The sequence below is a fragment of the Acidimicrobiales bacterium genome, assembly GCA_030747595.1.
Taxonomy (GTDB): domain Bacteria; phylum Actinomycetota; class Acidimicrobiia; order Acidimicrobiales; family MedAcidi-G1; genus UBA9410.
This window is the reverse complement of the sequence record JASLKK010000010.1, coordinates 75,473-92,847: the sequence shown is the minus strand read 5'-3', so window position 1 is coordinate 92,847 and position 17,375 is coordinate 75,473. Positions and strand designations below refer to the sequence as shown.

Genomic DNA, 17,375 nt, shown 5'->3' with positions numbered 1-17,375 from the left:
ACCCGAAGGAAACAGAGACATGGACACTGTTCGAACGCCCGATCACCGATTTACCGATCTACCCGGTTACCCGTTTGAACCGCACTACGCCGAAATACCTGATGGCGACGGTGGAACGTTGAGGGTCCACTACCTAGACGAAGGCCTGTCCAACGGTCCCGTCGTGTTGCTGATGCACGGAGAGCCATCGTGGAGCTACCTCTATCGCGGCATGATCCCGCCGCTGGTCTCCGCCGGTTACCGGGTAATCGCTCCCGACCTCGTCGGCTTCGGCCGTAGTGACAAGCCGACGGAGATGACCGACTACAGCTACGCCCGTCACGTCGTCTGGGCCTCGTCGCTCATCTTCGACCATCTCGATCTGCAGGACATCACCTTCTTCGGCCAGGACTGGGGCGGCCTCATTGGCCTACGGCTGGTGGCCGACCAACCCGACCGATACGAACGCGTGGCCATTGGCAACACGGGTCTACCAACCGGTGAAGGCGGGTCGGAAGCCTTCATGGCCTGGCAGAAGTTCTCCCAGGAATCACCGGTGTTCCCCATTGGGAAACTCGTCAACGGCGCATGTATCAGCGACCTGTCAGATGAAGTCATCGCTGCCTACGACGCCCCTTTCCCCGACGATTCCTACAAGGCCGGAGCCCGGATCTTTCCGTCTCTTGTGCCCACCAACTCCGACGACCCGGAAGCATCCGCCAACAAGGCGGCGTGGAAGGTGCTCGAACAGTTCGAAAGGCCGTTCCTGGTTGCGTTCAGTGACCTCGATCCGGTGACCAAGGGCGGCGAAACTCCCTTCCTGGCCAGAGTTCCTGGAGCCCAAGGCCAACCGCACACGACAATCGAGGGCGCAGGTCACTTCCTCCAAGAAGACCAGGGACCGCTGCTGGCTGCACTGCTCGTCGACTTCATGGCCTCATGACCACTATCCAGCGGTCCCGTCTCGTCGATGCCGCACCGACCGAGGTCTGGAAGGTGCTGTCCGAGTTCGAGGCCATAAGTTCGTGGGCGCCCAACGTCGAACACTCATGCTTCCTCACCGAGGGAGCATCCGATGTCGGTACAACTCGTCGTGTGCAGGTTGGTCGATCAGCTCTCATAGAGACGGTCGTTGAGTGGGAGGAGCCACACACCTTGTCGTACTCCCTCAAAGGAATCCCACCAGTGATCCGCTCGGCTACCAACACCTGGCGGCTCGAACCAACCGAAGACGGAACGAAGGTGAGGCTGACCACCGACATTGATGCCGGCCCGCGACCCCCACAGAAGTTGATCGCACGCATTGTCGGACGCAGGCTCGGGGCGGCATCCGACGAGATGCTCTCAGGGCTCGTAGCCCATTTGGGTCGGAGAGGGCAGCGGCCATGACCGTTCGACCCGACGTCATCGTCATCATGACCGACGAGGAACGCGCCGCCCCACCGTACGAAAACTCAGACATCGCCCGGTGGCGTGCAGAAACGCTGACCGGTCGGGCCTGGTTCGACGAACACGCACTCAACTTTGGACGCCACTACACGGGCTCGCTGGCCTGCGTTCCCAGTAGGCCGACGATCTTCACCGGGCACTACCCCGACGTTCATGGTGTGACCCAGACCGACGGCCTGGGAAAGATGGCTGACGACTCGCGCCTGCGTTGGCTGCGTGCCGGCGAGGTCCCCACGCTCGGTCACTGGTTCAGGGCCGGCGGTTACGACACTCATTACGACGGGAAGTGGCACATCTCCCACGCCGACCTGATCGACGAGAACACCGGCCAGGTTCTTGCAACCAACAACGCCGCCGGGGAGGTCGATCAGGAAGCCGTCGATGCATACCGTGCAGCCGATCCGCTCAAGCCCTTCGGCTTTTCTGGTTGGGTAGGTCCCGAACCCCATGGCGGCGCACTCGCCAATAGCGGCTTCCGGCGTGATCCGCTCATCGCAGACCGAGTAGTCGCCTGGTTGCAGGACCGTTACCGCCGGCGAGAGGAAGGAGACGCAAACGCCCTGCGTCCCTTCCTGCTCGTCGCGAGTTTCGTCAACCCCCACGACATCGTCTTGTTCCCAGCCTGGGTTCGACGCGGAATCCCGATCAAGAACCAACCAGAACTAGATCCACCCTCGATACCCGCATCGCCCACTGACGACGAAGACCTGTCCACCAAGCCAGCAGCCCAGGTCGCGTATCGGGCGACTTATCCGACGGGATATGGGCCGGCAGCAGCTATTGCGCGGGCCTACGACAAGAACGCCCAGAAATACCGCGACCTCTACTACCGGCTACACGCAGAGGTCGATGCCCCAATTGATCGGGTGCGTCGAGCCGTAACTGATGGAGGATCTGAACACGCCGTGATCGTGCGTACTTCTGACCACGGCGAGTTGCTGGGCGCCCATGGCGGCCTTCACCAGAAATGGTTCAACCTCTACGACGAAGCTACCCGCGTCCCATTTTCAATTGCCCGGATCGGCACCAACGCCACCACCGGGACATTGATCCACGACGCCCCGACCTCCCACATCGACATCGTGCCCACCCTGTTGTCAGCGGCAGGTATCGACGAAGCGATGACGACCAGCGTGCTCCAAGAATCATTCACCGAGGTCCATCCGCTGCCCGGTACGAACCTCATGCCGGTCGTTGATGGCGCCGCAACTCCAAATCCCAATCGCACCGTCTACCTGATGACGCGCGACAACATGCTCGAGGGTGACTCCGGTGCCTCCGGCGTGGCCCGCGCTACCGGTCGTGCTGCAAAACCGCCTGGGATGCTACGAATCCGAGTTCCGGAACATGTGGGTTCAAACTTTGAAGGGATCGTTGCACGGGTTGACGATTCGATTAATCGTGCTGAAGGCCATCTGTGGAAGGTGGTTCGTACCTTTGACGACCCGGCTACGTGGACCAATCCGGGAGTCCGCCACCTCGCCTCAAGCGGCCTGGCTGGCGAGACGACCCGGACCATCCCACTCCCAGACCAGTGGGAGCTCTACGACCTCGACGCCGACCCGACCGAAGCCGTCAACCGATGGAACGATGATTCGGCCCGGGACGTGTTCATCCACATCCGCGCCCTCCTGAAAGAGGAGCGCTTCCGAGCCGTGCCCGAGCGAAACAACCCGTGGCCCTATGCATCACGTCAGCCAACCGGGGGACCGGTGAAGAAGCGCCCACCCCCACCAGCGAGAATGCTTCGAAAGCTTGTACAGAAGATTGGCATGCACCCCGAAGATCTGAACGCAGTCGAGTTCGGGCTCGCTGGAAAGCGTGCCCTCATGGTCGCAACGAACACTGCAGTAATGGACATTGGCAAGCCCACCGGCGTCTTCGCCAGTGAGATGACCGTTCCCTACTACGCGTTCCTCGACGCGGGCATGAAGGTCGACGTGGCAAGCCCTCTAGGAGGTGTGATTCCAGTCGACCCACAGTCGCTCAAGCCGGTCATGCGAAGCGGTGACGACGACCGTTTCCTCGCCGACGACGACTTCCGGAACCAGGTCACCAACTCGTTGGCGATCGGGCTATTGGACATGTCCGAGTACGACGTGGTGTTCCTCTCCGGCGGTTGGGGCGCAGCGTTCGACTTCGGATTCTCAGACGGCCTAGCAGCCAAGATCACCGAGGCGAACGCGCAGGGGAAGATCATCGGGGGTGTATGCCACGGCCCGCTCGGACTCCTCAACGCAAAGGATGTCGCCGGGGAACCGCTGGTCAAGGGCCGTCGGATTTCCGCAGTCACCGACAAGCAGGTGAGAGAACTCGGCATCCAATCCACCCCGCACCACCCGGAGAGAGAACTACGTAGAGCCGGTGCGGTCTTCGAGAGCATCACCAGGTTCCGTGACCCGTTCGCCAACCACTGGGTGGTCGACGGCAACCTCGTCACCGGTCAGAACCAGAATGCCGGCCCAATGGTTGCAAGGGAAATGATGGAACTCCTCGCTGCCCAGGATCTGTAGCCCCATCCAAGATGACCACGACTCCTAACTGAAGGAAGCGCCAGATGAGCAGCGATGGACCTCGCTACGGTCTCGTTGACCGGGAATACGGCATCCGGTTGGCCGCCACCTCACCATCTGACGATGGCCCGGTATGGATGGTCAACCTGATGAAATACCGTGAAGTGGCCGACTACGTAGACGGCCGAAAGACGGCCATCTCTGGTCAAGAGGCAGACAACCTCTACTCCCCAATCGACTCGCTAACGGCGGTCGGAGCCGAGATCGTCTTCTTAGGAGACGTCGACCAGCAACTCCTCGGCGACAACACCGTCTGGGATCGCATCGCTGTTGTGAAATACCCAACCCGCAGGTCCTTTATCGAGATGCAGTCACGCCCAGAGTTCCAGGAGTCGCACAAGCACAAGGACGCTGGGATGGATAAGACCATCGTCATGGGATGCCAACCCCTGACCATTCCGAGAGCATCCGACATGGGATCCGCGAATCGGTCCGATGTCCCGCACCCCTCGACCAAAGGTGATGGACCGATAGTTGTGCTGCACGTGCTCCGGTTCGAAGACATGGAATCCGGGGTCCAGACCCCCGCATATATGGAGGCTTATCAGTCGGTCGCAGCAGGAGTCGCCTCAAAGCACGGCGTGAGAGTCTCCGGTTGGTTCACAGTTGAAGGAACAATCATCGGTGACGGGCGCGAGTGGCACCAGGTGCGCTTCAACCAATTCCCAAGCAAGGCAGCGTTCAAGGCAGTGGTTGCTGATCCAACCCGTCTAAAAGCTCAACATGACCATCGCGAGACAGCGATTGCTGATACCTACACGATGGTCGTTCAACCGAAAGTCGACCAGCTAAGAGAGTCGATTCAGGATTGAGGTCGCAATGCGCGAAGGGCTCTCACAACCACACAGCAGTGACGTATTCGGTGCAGAACTCGCCCTGGGCGCTACGCGGCGAGCCTTACACCCAGTCGCCTCAACTGGTTTGGCCCAACCGGTTCGGGATGTCCGCCTAGTCGTTGCTCCAGCCACTCATCTCTCGTAACAACTCGAAGGTGTAGATACCCGTGCTGTGATCATCGTTCCACGTGATGTTCAATCCCCATGCGCCATGGAGTGCAGCATCCTTAATCTGTAGCCGAGCTGGGTTGCCATGACGGGGCCAGGCTGCCTCTCCACGTTCCCTTAGTGAACGACAGGCCGCACAAGGGCAAAGCAGGCGAAGTCGCATTAAATCGAGTTCCGCAACGTACCCGTCAGCGAACGTGGCAGTCACCCCACGACTTCGTTCGACGACAACATCAACGACGTCGTCACAGTCCTCCACCTAGACATCATGCCTTGGCACCGGACCCGACTCGTCAGGCCACCACCTGACAGTAGGCAAGGCCCTCCACAAGACATCCGCACAATGGTGTCGAAATGGAGTCAAAACTGGAGTTCAACGTGTGGCATGCCGAACCGAACGAGGAATACGTGCCCAACATTCCAAAAGTTCAATGATGACCAACGTATCCGGCGGTAGCGACGGGCGTTCCGTTGTCAAGGGGACCATCTCGTCAGCGGCATTTGCTAGCGGAGACCAGTTCGTCATCGGTTACTGGCCACAGTCTCCGCTTGGACCCTTTCACGACATCATGTGGCTCGACGCAAACGACACCAGAACCTTGATCGCCTCCTCACGAGATGCAGCCAACTTCATCACGAGTATTTATCACTTTGATCACGTCATGGTCGCGTCGCTTCATGTCGAGAGCGAGGGTGCAACCACGACGGCTTGGACAGACAAACTTGCGATACAGATGAACGGAGGCTGGCTACGCCCCCTTCCGCCCCGGCGCCCACTCACCGTGACCCGCTACATCGAAGCACCCATCGCAAGATGGCTAATGGGTGTTGAAACCTACGGGTTGAGCCCGACCGGTGCCCGCGAGTGGTATCAAGCTCGCGGGTGGCGGTGGGTAAAGACCGCCACTGCCCGACACGGAAACGAGGACCTTGGGGAACTGGTTGAGGTCACCCGACCCATGAACGTCGGATTCTCCAACCCACCGAGGCGAGCTTCGATCGTCTCCGTCACTGTCACGATCGAACAACCCATCGCCGGCAGCGAGCCTGGGACCTGAGCACGGAGGCCCACCGAGATGTCGAACACCAACGTCCCCTACTCCCTGCTACGTAGTCGTCGCGAGGTGCTAGCCGGGCTGTCGTCGTTGGCTCTGGCAACCACGCTGAGCTGTGGACGCGGTGACCGCACCACGACTTCACCTCTCACCACAACCTCAAATCTCCCAGCGTTATTCGACCATCGGATCACTCGCTGGGGTCAGGACCCCTGGTCGCGAGGTTCGTATTCGTACCTGGGCCCGGGAGCGTCGTCAGCTACCCGTCGGATGCTCGCCCGACCAATCGACCACCGTCTGTTCTTCGCTGGAGAGGCAACCGACACCGAGCACCCGGCAACCGTCCACGGTGCTCTCGCCTCAGGACAGCGGGCGGCTATCGAAATCCAAGAAGCCAGTAAGCCAGGTCTCATCGTGGTGATCGGTGCGGGTGTCGCCGGATTGGGAGCAGCACGTGATTTGACCGCCGCTGGCCGCGAGGTGGTAGTGGTCGAGTCACGCCAACGCATCGGTGGTCGTGTCTGGTCGGACACCGTGGGCGGTGCCCCAGTGGACCTAGGCGGCTCATGGCTACATGGCTTGCGAGACAACCCGCTGACCGATCTAGCGGCCTCGCTGGGCATCGACCTGGTCCACACCGACTACGAAGACGCAGTGCTGTTCGATGCCGACGGCAAGTTGGTGAACTGGTCCGACCTGAACCACCTGTACGACCTGGTTGAAGACATGCTGTCATCTAGTCGGTCCACGAAATCGATGGAGACAGCCGTGGACGAGTTACGCAGTCAGGTTGAGGGCGAAGACCGAAGGTATCTGGAGTACGTGCTGGCCTCCGAGATCGACCACTGGTTCGCGGCGGGACCCGAGGACCTCGCCTTCTCCGGAGTTCACGAAGGTGGGTGGTCACGAGGCGGTGACGCCGTTCCCGCTACCTCCTACCGGCCGATCATTGAGCACCTGGCGACCGGCCTCGACATTCGCCTAGGCCATCCGGTTTCTGAAGTCATTCGGACCGAAAACGGAATCCGGATTGCCACGGAGGAGACCGAGTTCCACGGAGGGGCCGTCGTCATAACGGTCCCACTGGGAGTTCTCCAGACCGGGTCCATCCGGTTTGACCCCGCCCTCCCAGCGGTTAAGTCGACAGCCATCCAAACCCTCGGTATGGGAACCATGGACAAGGTGGTGCTCCACTTCGACGAGCCGTTCTGGAATCCCGACGTAGACCTGATCGCCTACGCCTCATCCGAACCTGGTCGGTTCATCGAGTGGTACAACGCAGTTCCGTGGACCGGCCACCCGATCCTGGTCGGGTTCAACGCCGGCCGACCGGCAGCAGAGGTTGAGTCCTGGAGTGACGAACGGATCTTGACCGCCTCCTTGGACGTTCTAGGTCGTCTCCGCTGGTGAACGAGCATGCTGCTCGTGGTAGCCACGGTCTACGAGGAAGGCGAGCCGATGGACTACGAACACCTCCGATGTGAGCGGGACGGTGGGTTCGTCACCATCACACTGGCCCGTCCGGAGCGACGGAATTGTCTGTCCACGGGCGTCCTGACCGAACTCCACCACGTCTTCAGCGCGACTGGTGAGATGTCCGATGTCTCGGGAATCGTGTTGGCCTCCACCGGGTCTGTCTTTTCCGCAGGCCACGACCTGGCCGAGATGGTCGAGATGACAGAGGAGGAGTTACGCCAACTGTTCGAAGTATGCACCGTGGCGATGAGGTCGATGGCTGAGGTCCCCCAGGTGGTGGTCGCCCAGGTACAGGGCGTGGCCACCGCGGCCGGCGCCCAGTTGGCGGCCAGTGCTGATCTCATCGTGGCCAGCGAGGACGCCTCCTTCTCCACGCCGGGCGGCAAGGGCGGATTGTTCTGCCACACGCCGATGGTGGCCGTAGCACGTCAGATTGGTCGCAAGCGGGCGGTTGAGTTAGCCCTGACGGGAGGCAAGATCCCAGCCGCCACGGCACTCGACTGGGGTCTGGTGAACCGGGTCGTGGCCCACGACGACCTCGAGTCGGAGACCCTCGAGTTCCTCCGCTATGCCACCAGGGGCAGCCGCTACGCGAAGGGGCTCGGTAAGCAGACCCTTTACGCCCAACTCGAGATGACCACCGACGATGCGTACGATTTGGCTGTCGACGTGATGTCTCGTGCCGCGGCCACCGGCGACGGAGCCGAATGGCCCCGAGCGTTCGTTGCGAAGCGCAAGCCGGAGTGGACCCACACGGAGTGACGACTATTCACAGGTGATTCGCGTACACCCGGTTGTCTATGAGGTGAAGGCGCCGCCATTGAGTCCGATGGTCTGCCCGGTCACCCAGCCAGCCTCATCGGACGCCAGCCACAGGCACGTCGCACCGACGTCGCCAGGTGACCCGAGGCGCCCGACGGGTATCGACTTCGTAAGCGCGGCAGCTGTCTCGGGCCGAACCGAGTCCATGACCCCGAGAGCCACCGAGTTGGCGGTGATGCCGTCGCGGCCGTGCTCGAGTGCCAAGCTCCGCATGAGGCTGAGAGAGCCGCCTTTGCCTACCGAGTAGGTCGCGAAGCCGATGCCCACCCCGTGGGTTCCGGCAGCCGACGAGATGGTGATGATCCGACCGTGTCCCCCGTCGACCATGCCGGGTAGTACAGCGTGGCAGCAGTGCAGTACGCCATCCAGGTTGACCTCCATCGGTCCCCGCCAGTCGTCGGGATCGGTGTCGGTGAACTTCTTCGGGAGCATGGCCTCGGCACCACCGTTGCCGGCGTTGTTGACAAGCACGTCAACCGGTCCGAGGTCGGCAACTGCGGCCAGCACGGCATCCCGGTCGGTTACGTCAAACGGCGCTGCGGTGGCCTGGCCACCGCTTTCGACGATGTCGGCGACGATCTTCTCGGCCCGGTCGGCCCGTAGGTCGTTGACGAGTACGAGGGCCCCTGCGGTAGCCAACATCTGGGCGATCCCGGCGCCGATGTTCTGGCCTCCACCTGTCACGAGTGCAATGCGCCCAGTTAGATCGAACACGACGTTTCCTCAGAGTTTCCCAACGGTCTTCTTTCTCAACCGTCTTTGCTTTGGCGTGATACTGCCCGCTCCGCCAAGAGGCGTTGACCGAGGTGTTCGACTTGTCCGTCTTGGTTGGTCAACAGCGCGTCGTTGTAGTGGCGGCCACCGAGGTGGTGACTGGGACCGGTCGGGGCAAATCCCATGAGCACTGAGATCCGGTGCGGACCAGTAGTGGACGTGGGCGGCAGCGAGGCGTGCATCAGGTCTGAGTAGTGGAGGGTCACGTCACCGGGGCCGATTGGGAGACCGACGCCGTCCGGGGCCTCGATCGCCTTGCCATCAACGAACGGAAAGGCTCCACGGTGTGACCCGGGTAGGAACCGGAGTTCTCCGGCTTCGGCAGAACCATCAGTGAGACAGATGGTCAAGACCGTCGAAGGGCAGCGGTTGGCGTGTCCACCCATACCGCAGTCCCGGTGCCAAGGCAGATCCCCGAGACCATCGGTCATGCCTGGTCGCTTCCACAACACGGTCACCCTGTCGACTGATTCCGGGTCATTCTCCACGCTGGGGACCAGGTCCTCGTCGGCGATCCCGACTATTTGTCGTACCCGCTGGTCGTCGATAAGAGCGTTCAGGCTGGGTCGGCTGGCTGCTCGTAGAACGCGAGTCAAGACCTCGGTTCCGTTTCCATCTCGACCCCACCAGGAGGTCATGTCACCTGGTTGAGCTTCGTTGGCGAGGATCTCCGCGTCGTCCAGCATGACGTCAACCTCGTCGGTGCTGAAGACGTCAGAGACACACAGATAACCGGCTGTTCGAAGAAAGTTCGCAGCGTCAGCAGCGGTGGCCTTCAGTTGGGCAAATGGAAAGGTCCGGGTCGGGTCGAGTACTGAACCATCGGCGTTGCGCAGGTCGGAGGCTTCGGGATCGAAGATCGGGAGACCATGGAACAGGGCACGGAGGCCCGGTTCCCAACCCATGAACCGGAGGGGATCGCCGACTGGCACCGTGGCTCGGTCTGTGTAGAGCAGGCCTGGAGCAGTGTCGAGATCAGAGGCCAGGCCCAGCCAAGCCTCAAGGCCGATTGACACCACCACGTCAGCGTTGTCCTCGCCCTTGACCAACCGGACGGATCCATCGACCGGGACGTAGGACCAAGAACCAGCTGGTGTGCGGACGGCCAAGGTCCCCTTGCCAGACAGGTAGTCATGGGCCAGAGCACCGGTCCCAGCGGCAATCCGACCAGGTAGTACCTCGGTGTGGAAACGTTGGAACGACTCGGCGTCGGAGCTCAGGACTCCAGGATCAGTGGTTTGCTGGGTCATGACCTGACGGTAGTTAATCAGGCCCACTGAGTGCCATGGCTATCTAGATTGGCATGGTCGTTTTGATTCTTACCGACACGACCAACGACCACGACTACCGGTGTTGGGACCCGGTCAGTTGGTGAGGATGTCGAACACCGTGCCGAAGCCTCCCTTGCCGTCCATCCGGTAGAACTCGGCGTAGCCGCAGGCTTCGCAGGCCATGAAGCCGAACTTCTGGTTCTGGAGGTTCAGGAACCGGCTTATGCCCGATCCGGTGGTGCGGATCTCGCCCTTTTCATAGTTGGTGCCCCCGCACTTGGTGCAGGAAAAAGTGGTGGTCGCATCGGTCATGGGCCGCTCCTGACATCGGGTGTTGTCCCACGATCGTAGGTGAACAACCAGATCAACCCAAGGCGTCCCGCTGGGCTATCAGCGACTCCAACGGGCTGAGGTCGAACGGGTCGCCGGTGCGTACCTGCTGCGCGTCGCCGGCCTTGTCGAGGTCTCCGACCGCACCGCGCTGCTGGCCAATCATGACCACCACGTGGTCGACTCCTACGTCCATGTACCGGCCTACGTCGTGGACGTCGTCCCATGAGATGGCCACCGTGTGCTCGATCTCGGCCGGGTTCCGACCAACCTTGGCGCACCAGTCGTCCAGGATTGCCGACAGTTCGGCCACGTTGTCCGGTGGGCCGAAGCAGTTCCAGGCATCCGCGTATTCGGCTACCAGCCGCAGGGTGACCTTGCGGCCCGAACCCCCGATGAGCAACGGCATCGAACCCACGGGTGGGGGGTTCAACTTCCCGAGCCGGCTGCGCATCCGGGGCAGGTCAGCTTCCAGCTGGCGGAGGCGGCTGCCCACCGTGCCGAACTCGTAGCCGTACTCGTCGTAGTCCCGCTCGAACCACCCGGCACCCACCGCCAGGTACATGCGGCCATCCGTCAGATGGTCAAGCGTGCGAGCCATATCGGCCAGCAGCTCGGGGTTCCGATACGAGTTCCCGGTCACCATGGTGCCGAGCATGGCGTGGGACGTATCGGCGGCCATGGCCGAGAGCAGGGTCCAGCCCTCGAAGTGCTCGGCATCCGGGTCCCCGTACAGGGGGTAGAAGTGGTCCCAGATCCAGATCGAGTCGGCGCCCATGGCGTCGGCTCGCCGCCAGGCGTCGCGCAGAGCATCGACCGTGGTGGCCTGAGGGTGGAGTTGGACGCCGACCTTCAGTTTTGGGGAGCTCATACGGGGCATTATGTCCCAGTCAGCCGATCGATGACGAGACGATCGCTGATCGGACAGCCGACGATTAGGCAGGTGCCATGCCCAAGATGACGAGAACCCGACGAGGCCCATTGGCGGTCGTGGAGGCTGGTGACCTGTCGGCTCCCACCCTGGTTCTGCTCCACGGCATCGGCTCGTCGGGTGATGCATTCGCCGATCAGATGCCTGCTTTGTCCGACCGGTGGCGGATGCTGGCTCCTGATGCCCCCGGGTATGGCGAATCCGCCGACTCTGCCGAGGCGCCCGGCATTGACGGGTTCGCTGACGTGGTGGCCAGGTTGCTGGACGACGCTGAGATCGACCAGGCGGTGGTGCTCGGCGTCTCGTGGGGCGGGGTGATCGCCACCCGGTTCGCACTGCGCCATCCTGAACGGCTGCGGGCCCTCGTGCTGGCCGATACCAGCCGTGGGTCGGGCCACTCGCCGGAAACGGCTGAGATGATGCGGGACCGGGCTCAGCAGTACGCGGCCGACCCTGAAGGGTTCGTGCGCGATCGGGCCCCCCTCCTGGTGGCTGACACCACTTCAGCCGAAGTGGTGGCCCGGGTGGTGTCCATCATGGCCACGGCCTGTCGGATGCCCGGCTACGGGCACGCGGCAGCCTCTCTGGCGGAGACCGACCACATGCCCGACCTGGGCCGGGTTGACGCCCCGACGCTCGTGGTGGTGGGCGAGCACGATCGGGTCTGTCCGCCTTCGGACTCGCGCCGTCTCGTTGAAGGGATTCCCGGGGCGGTCTACGCCGAGGTGCCCGAAACCGGTCATCTCCCAAATCAGGAACGTCCAGATGCCTTCAACCAGATCGTCGGCGACTGGCTGGACGGGCTGGTTGACCAGATTGGCTGACCGGGCGGGTTTTCGTCGAGGGCCGTTGGACGTTACGGGCGACTCTCGGTCGTAACCGACCGCGGGCGGTTCAGCCTCCGCCGAGGGTTTCGAGCATGGCGGCCATACGGTCCCGGACCGCCTCGACGGCCTTTATGGGCCGGAGCATCACCTTGAACTCGGTGATCATCCCGTTGTCGTCACAGGTGATGATGTCCACGCCGTTCACGGCGATACCACCCATATTCGTCTCGAACTCCAAGACGGCGAGATGCCCGTCAAGGACTCGGCGGGTATACCGGAAGGCGGAGTCGCCACCAGTCGGGTCGCCACCGGGCTCCTGGTCGGGTTTCTCGGCGGGGGAGTCGCCGGGGAAGACTTGGGCTGCAGCCTGGAGGTACATCTTGGTCAGCTCTCGGCCTTGCTGTGCACGGAACAGGACGGGCGACCAGAACACGCAGTTCTCATGCAGCAGATCATCCAGGTCGGCCTCGCCGCGCAGGACGGCGTGCCAACGTTCGATGGCGGTTTCGATCACGGGGATGGGCTCGCTTTCTGTTCAGGTGACTGGGGTACAGGTATCGGGTCGGGTCGAATCTCGTCGAAGGTGTCCATGTCGCGCAACGCCGGGAACAGGCGCCACCACAGGGCCACCACGACCAGGGTGGCCGCACCACCGAAGATCACGGCGCCGACCAGGCCCATGAACGCTGCGGTCAACCCCGACTCGGCGGCACCCAGTTCGTTTGACGCCCCGATGAACACGTTCTCGACGGCCAGCACACGGCCCCGCATGTCCTCCGGGGTGGCGAGGGGCACCAACGTCAGCCGGATAAACATCGACACAGCGTCGGCCGCCGATAGCAGCACGATGGCGGTGAATGCCAGGGCGAAGCTGCGGGTCAGGCCCAGCCCAATGGTGCCCAGGCCGAACAGGGCAACTACGAACAGCAGAATTCGACCAAGCCGGTGTTGTAGCGGTCGTACCGAGAGAGTCACGGCCACCACGCCGGCCCCGATGCCCACGCCGGCTCGCAGCCAACCCAGTCCCACGGCACCCACCCCGAGGCGCTCTTCGGCGATCGCTGGGAGTAGTGCGACCGCCCCACCGAACAGCACGGCGAACAGGTCCAGACCCATTGCCCCCAGCAAGATGGGGCTGCGCCGGATGAACCGCAGGCCCTCGAAGGCGTCGTGGATGGCCTGCCGGGACCCGGTGCTGGCCAGACGTCGTACCCCCGACGACGGGACGAAGACGACGATGCCGACGACGGCGATCAAGGCGATGGTCGACAACAGGTAGGGGAGTGATTCGTCAGCAACAAAGGCGAAGCCGAAGGCGATCGGTCCGACGATCAGACCTCCCTGATAGCCGACGGTCTTGAGGGCCACCACGCGGGCCACCACCTCCGGTGGACTCAGGTCAATGGCCAGCGCCCGGCCGGTCGGTGAGGCGAAGGTCCGACAAAGTCCGAAGAACAGGACGATGGCGAAGATCGGCGTGACGGAGGTCGGATCGGTTCGTGCGTAGAGGAACAGCAGCAGCGACGCCACTACTTCGCCAGCGATGGCGACGCCGAACACGATCCGACGATCGAACCGGTCAGCTGCCGCACCGGCGAACGGTGCCAGTACAGCCACCGGCAGGAACTCGGCCAAGCCCAGCAGGCCGAGGTGGAGTTCACTGCCCGTCAGGTCATAGACCTGCTTGCCGATGATGGTGATCTGGCCGACCGTTGCGAAGGCGCTGAGGAAGAACGTGAAGATCAACGCCTTAACGGCGAACGGCACCCGAACGGTGTCGGTTAGGTCGGTCACTGTCGGCCTGGCTGGTTGGGCTCGTCGTACCGGCTGGCGAACGACGGGGTCTGTCCCGGCTGCGGCGAGATACCCGGCCCGTCGGGGTACTGCTCGGTCTCGGGCGCCACCGGGCGGGGTGGTTCAGCGGCCAGCCACAGTCGCAGCAGGTGGCGGCGGTACTCCGGCGAATCGGTAAACGCCGTGCGGGCATGGAAGACCGTGTAGTTGTTGGCCACCACGGCCTCACCGGCCGCCATGGTGAAATCCAGTACCAGGTCGGCCTGGTTGGTAGTGGTGTGCAGCAGGTCGAGGGCTTCGTGGTCGACATCGTCCAACTGGATCGACGGGTCCTCGTCAGCGGCGATCTGCACGTATTCGGGCACGTACCGGCCACTCACCAGCCCGTCGCACGCGCTGAACACCGGCACGCGGTGCGGGGTAATGGGCGCGTCGTCCGGGCCCTGTTCGCCGAAGCGGTGATAGCGGTAACCCCGGGCCAGCCGATCCAACAGGTCGGGCCGGGAGCGTCGGATCTCGTCGAACACGGCCAGCGAGCTCACGAACCGACTTACTCCGCCGTCCAGTGCCGGGCGGATGCAGAGCAAGGACAGCATGTCTCCCGGGTCGCTGTGGGGGGCCAGCTCGGAGCGGTTTCGGTAGGCACGGGCATGTGGATCCACGTCGGTCACGTTCACGACATGACCCAGGCGTTCGCCCATGACGCTCTGGGAGACGGCCCTCCCGAGGCGCAACCCGATGCCCCAGAACATCAGGCCCAACTCGTCCACCGATCGACGCTCCACCGGGAATCCCCGTAACAGGGCAAGGCCCCGTCCGTGGAGGACCTCGTGGCGCAGTTCGGCTACCAACGGTTCAAGTGTTCCGAGCGGCAGGTCGTCAGGGTGGGCATCAACGGGGTCTATCCCCTGGGCAGCGAGGTCAATGGCTGCCGCCTCGAGGTCGGCAAGGTCGCTGTTGGGTAGCTCGATGGCGATCGCATCGGTACCTCCGAGGTTGGCGCCGCGCCAAAGGTTGGCCCTCGGAACGGGGATTTTCAGGAGGTTCAAGGCGCGCAACCTATGCCGCTACCGCTGGCTGATGTGCCGCCGGCTCTGGGGTCCGTCCGGCGGCCACCAACAGCACGAGGCCGATGGCGCCGTAGACCACGTAGCCCACGGTCCACGGGGTGGTCGAGTCATGGATGTGCATGCCAACGAAGGCAGCCAGCAAGGAGGCCGCCGTGATGCCCCCTAGGCCGAGGATTCCCGCGGCGGTCCCAGCTAGGTCGCCCATTGGTTCCAATGCCATGGACATGGCGACCGGTGTGACGAGGGCGAGCAGTGTGTTGCCGACCACCATGAACGAGAACCACGTCCAGAACTCGGGCACGCCGTCGGCTGCCAGAGTGAGCCCGAGCAGGGCGACGGCCATGGCCAGCGCTGCGGAGAGAACCGCCAGTCCGACCCGGTGGGCCCCCCACCTGCCGATGGTCGGGCTCACGAGGAGGAACCCGATGGCGAAGGGGATGGCCGAGGCCGCGAACAGGAAGGCGAATTGGTCGGCCCTGCCGTAGATGATGTCGAACACCTGCTGGGTGCTCCCGAGGAAAATGAAGAAGGCCCCGTCGACGAACAGCAGCGTCGCCGCGTACAGGACCGTTCGACGACAGGCCACGACCTGCCGGAAGGCATCCACTGTCGGTCCGACTCGGAGTGGACGCCGGTTGTCGGGGTGCAGCGTCTCGCCGAACCGGAAGCTCCACACCACAATGGTGACGGCGAGCACCAGGCCACACGCGTAGATCCAGCGCCACGACGCCGCGCGGAGAATTCCCTCGGCGACTAGCGGGGTCACCACCGGTCCGACCAGGAATACGGCCGTCACCAACGACATCATCCGGGCCATCCGGGTTCCCGAGTAGAGGTCTCGGAGGATGGCCAGATTCATTAGCGAAGCCGCGGATGCTCCGAGTCCCCAGACCAGTCGACTCCCCAGCAGGAAATCGAAGTCGGTGGCCAGCATCGAACCGGCCGCTCCGACGGCATAGATGGCCATGCCGACTCGAAGCGTGGCCATCCGCCCGAACCGGTCAGAGATAGGTCCGTAGACGATCTGTCCGCCGGCCGTTCCCAGGAAGTAGACGGTGATGGCCAGGGTGATCCGATTCGATCCCGGCGGCAAGCCCACGTCGGGTCGCATCTCGTCGAAGGCGGGTAGCGAGGCGTCGATCCCGAAGGCCGCCGACATCCCGATGAAGGCGAGGAAGGCCACCACCCCCCACTGGGTTCGTTCTCGCCCCGCCGGTAACCCTTCCCTTGGCATGGACGTAGTCTGGTCCAGTCGGTTCGACGGATCTTGATCCGGCAGGGTAGGTGGCGTCGGTCTCCGGTTGTTCCTCGTGCCCGCCTAACCGGGGTCTTGTGGCGGAGAGGATGCGGTCGTTCGTGTCGGCCGTGACCTGGGAGGTGAAGCGGGTGTGAGTTGTGGCAGCGAGGATGGGCACAGGTATGCCGAGGACGACATCCAGACCGGGAGGTACCGGGTTACATGAGCACCATTGAACATCTGACTACCGACGAGTTGAACGCCGGACTCGCTGACGTGCTGGCCGCGCCGGTGGACGACGGCACCCTGGAGTTGATCGTGCGGCGTCCTGGTGTGGACGTACGCGAGGTCTTGGTCGAGGGCGAGTTGGATATTACCGATGGTCTGGTAGGCGACAACTGGAACCAGAAGCCGACCAGTATGGGTGCTCCTCATCCTGATATGCAGCTCACCCTCATCAACAGCCGGCTATTGGCACTTGTCTGCCCTGACCCCACCCGCCGCCCTCTAGCCGGCGACCAGTTGGTGGTCGATTTGTCGTTGGCCCCCGACGACCTACCTGTGTGGTCACGTCTGCGAATCAGTGAGGCAGTGATTGAGGTCACCGATCAGCCCCATACAGGGTGCTCCAAGTTCACCCAGCGCTTCGGACTGGACGCCCACCGGTTTGTCAACTCGGAGTCGGGTCGAGCCATGAACCTGCGGGGCATCAACGCCCGGGTGGTGGTGCCGGGCACCATCCGAACGGGAGACCGGATCACCGTGGAGCGGCCCACCTCCTAA

At 63.0% G+C, this 17,375-nt stretch carries 17 protein-coding genes; 9 read left to right on the top strand and 8 right to left on the bottom strand.

Going from position 1 to position 17,375, the window contains the following annotated elements; all coding sequences use genetic code 11:
• Window positions 1–19: 19 nt before the first annotated feature.
• The 7 genes from QF777_09120 (at window position 20) to QF777_09090 (ending at window position 8,298) form a co-directional block, all read left to right on the top strand.
• Window positions 20–922, top strand: coding sequence for a haloalkane dehalogenase (locus QF777_09120; protein ID MDP6911708.1), 903 nt, complete (start codon window positions 20–22; stop codon window positions 920–922).
• Entirely contained in the window at window positions 919–1,368 is a 450-nt protein-coding gene (locus QF777_09115) for an SRPBCC family protein (protein ID MDP6911707.1), read from the top strand. The genes QF777_09120 and QF777_09115 overlap by 4 nt, the downstream gene beginning before the upstream one ends.
• Window positions 1,365–3,941 carry a sulfatase-like hydrolase/transferase gene (locus QF777_09110; protein ID MDP6911706.1) on the top strand — a complete coding sequence of 859 codons (2,577 nt, stop codon included), beginning with the start codon at window positions 1,365–1,367 and terminating at the stop codon, window positions 3,939–3,941. The genes QF777_09115 and QF777_09110 overlap by 4 nt, the downstream gene beginning before the upstream one ends.
• A gap of 44 nt (window positions 3,942–3,985) precedes the next feature.
• On the top strand, window positions 3,986–4,813 hold the full coding sequence (locus QF777_09105) for a hypothetical protein (GenBank protein ID MDP6911705.1): 828 nt from the start codon (window positions 3,986–3,988) through the stop codon (window positions 4,811–4,813).
• Window positions 4,814–5,439: 626 nt separating this feature from the next.
• A complete protein-coding gene (locus QF777_09100; protein ID MDP6911704.1) occupies window positions 5,440–6,063 on the top strand; it encodes a hypothetical protein in 624 nt (207 codons plus the stop codon).
• Between the two features lie 18 nt (window positions 6,064–6,081).
• The gene (locus QF777_09095) at window positions 6,082–7,470 is read left to right on the top strand and encodes an FAD-dependent oxidoreductase (protein ID MDP6911703.1); all 1,389 of its coding nucleotides are present in this window, start codon (window positions 6,082–6,084) and stop codon (window positions 7,468–7,470) included.
• Window positions 7,471–7,476: 6 nt separating this feature from the next.
• Window positions 7,477–8,298 carry an enoyl-CoA hydratase-related protein gene (locus QF777_09090; protein MDP6911702.1) on the top strand — a complete coding sequence of 274 codons (822 nt, stop codon included), beginning with the start codon at window positions 7,477–7,479 and terminating at the stop codon, window positions 8,296–8,298.
• 36 nt (window positions 8,299–8,334) lie between these two features.
• Here QF777_09090 and QF777_09085 read toward each other — a convergent pair whose 3' ends face one another.
• From QF777_09085 to QF777_09070, 4 genes are all read right to left on the bottom strand, one after another.
• Window positions 8,335–9,072 (bottom strand): SDR family NAD(P)-dependent oxidoreductase, encoded by a 738-nt coding sequence (locus QF777_09085; protein MDP6911701.1) that lies wholly within the window; start codon window positions 9,070–9,072, stop codon window positions 8,335–8,337.
• 35 nt (window positions 9,073–9,107) lie between these two features.
• On the bottom strand, window positions 9,108–10,382 hold the full coding sequence (locus QF777_09080; GenBank protein MDP6911700.1) for a phytanoyl-CoA dioxygenase family protein: 1,275 nt from the start codon (window positions 10,380–10,382) through the stop codon (window positions 9,108–9,110).
• A 114-nt stretch (window positions 10,383–10,496) separates the two neighbouring features.
• The gene (locus QF777_09075) at window positions 10,497–10,715 is read right to left on the bottom strand and encodes a zinc ribbon domain-containing protein (protein MDP6911699.1); all 219 of its coding nucleotides are present in this window, start codon (window positions 10,713–10,715) and stop codon (window positions 10,497–10,499) included.
• Window positions 10,716–10,767: 52 nt separating this feature from the next.
• Window positions 10,768–11,604, bottom strand: a complete 837-nt coding sequence (locus tag QF777_09070) for an LLM class F420-dependent oxidoreductase (GenBank protein MDP6911698.1) — start codon at window positions 11,602–11,604, stop codon at window positions 10,768–10,770.
• Between the two features lie 77 nt (window positions 11,605–11,681).
• Between QF777_09070 and QF777_09065 the strand changes: the two genes are divergently transcribed.
• The gene (locus QF777_09065) at window positions 11,682–12,488 is read left to right on the top strand and encodes an alpha/beta fold hydrolase (protein MDP6911697.1); all 807 of its coding nucleotides are present in this window, start codon (window positions 11,682–11,684) and stop codon (window positions 12,486–12,488) included.
• 70 nt (window positions 12,489–12,558) lie between these two features.
• Here the strand turns inward: QF777_09065 and QF777_09060 are convergent, their stop codons facing one another.
• The 4 genes from QF777_09060 to QF777_09045 are packed head-to-tail and all read right to left on the bottom strand — an operon-like array spanning window position 12,559 to window position 16,589.
• A complete protein-coding gene (locus QF777_09060) occupies window positions 12,559–13,005 on the bottom strand; it encodes a nuclear transport factor 2 family protein (GenBank protein ID MDP6911696.1) in 447 nt (148 codons plus the stop codon).
• Window positions 13,002–14,285 carry an MFS transporter gene (locus tag QF777_09055; GenBank protein ID MDP6911695.1) on the bottom strand — a complete coding sequence of 428 codons (1,284 nt, stop codon included), beginning with the start codon at window positions 14,283–14,285 and terminating at the stop codon, window positions 13,002–13,004. Before QF777_09055 ends, QF777_09060 begins: the two co-directional genes overlap by 4 nt.
• Complete coding sequence (locus QF777_09050) at window positions 14,282–15,334, bottom strand: TauD/TfdA family dioxygenase (protein MDP6911694.1); 1,053 nt, start codon at window positions 15,332–15,334, stop codon at window positions 14,282–14,284. The genes QF777_09055 and QF777_09050 overlap by 4 nt, the downstream gene beginning before the upstream one ends.
• A 10-nt stretch (window positions 15,335–15,344) precedes the next feature.
• Window positions 15,345–16,589 carry an MFS transporter gene (locus tag QF777_09045; GenBank protein MDP6911693.1) on the bottom strand — a complete coding sequence of 415 codons (1,245 nt, stop codon included), beginning with the start codon at window positions 16,587–16,589 and terminating at the stop codon, window positions 15,345–15,347.
• Window positions 16,590–16,814: 225 nt separating this feature from the next.
• Between QF777_09045 and QF777_09040 the strand changes: the two genes are divergently transcribed.
• Window positions 16,815–17,375 carry a hypothetical protein gene (locus QF777_09040; GenBank protein MDP6911692.1) on the top strand — a complete coding sequence of 187 codons (561 nt, stop codon included), beginning with the start codon at window positions 16,815–16,817 and terminating at the stop codon, window positions 17,373–17,375.

What these genes read in the sequence shown, in the direction of transcription:
- QF777_09075 (MDP6911699.1), bottom strand. Translation starts at nt 10,715, where the DNA reads ATGACCGATGCGACCACCACTTTTTCCTGCACCAAGTGCGGGGGCACC.
- QF777_09120 (MDP6911708.1), top strand. Translation starts at nt 20, where the DNA reads ATGGACACTGTTCGAACGCCCGATCACCGATTTACCGATCTACCCGGT.
- QF777_09065 (MDP6911697.1), top strand. Translation starts at nt 11,682, where the DNA reads ATGCCCAAGATGACGAGAACCCGACGAGGCCCATTGGCGGTCGTGGAG.
- QF777_09100 (MDP6911704.1), top strand. Translation starts at nt 5,440, where the DNA reads ATGACCAACGTATCCGGCGGTAGCGACGGGCGTTCCGTTGTCAAGGGG.
- QF777_09105 (MDP6911705.1), top strand. Translation starts at nt 3,986, where the DNA reads ATGAGCAGCGATGGACCTCGCTACGGTCTCGTTGACCGGGAATACGGC.
- QF777_09070 (MDP6911698.1), bottom strand. Translation starts at nt 11,604, where the DNA reads ATGAGCTCCCCAAAACTGAAGGTCGGCGTCCAACTCCACCCTCAGGCC.
- QF777_09080 (MDP6911700.1), bottom strand. Translation starts at nt 10,382, where the DNA reads ATGACCCAGCAAACCACTGATCCTGGAGTCCTGAGCTCCGACGCCGAG.
- QF777_09090 (MDP6911702.1), top strand. Translation starts at nt 7,477, where the DNA reads ATGCTGCTCGTGGTAGCCACGGTCTACGAGGAAGGCGAGCCGATGGAC.
- QF777_09115 (MDP6911707.1), top strand. Translation starts at nt 919, where the DNA reads ATGACCACTATCCAGCGGTCCCGTCTCGTCGATGCCGCACCGACCGAG.
- QF777_09110 (MDP6911706.1), top strand. Translation starts at nt 1,365, where the DNA reads ATGACCGTTCGACCCGACGTCATCGTCATCATGACCGACGAGGAACGC.
- QF777_09045 (MDP6911693.1), bottom strand. Translation starts at nt 16,589, where the DNA reads ATGCCAAGGGAAGGGTTACCGGCGGGGCGAGAACGAACCCAGTGGGGG.
- QF777_09095 (MDP6911703.1), top strand. Translation starts at nt 6,082, where the DNA reads ATGTCGAACACCAACGTCCCCTACTCCCTGCTACGTAGTCGTCGCGAG.
- QF777_09040 (MDP6911692.1), top strand. Translation starts at nt 16,815, where the DNA reads ATGAGCACCATTGAACATCTGACTACCGACGAGTTGAACGCCGGACTC.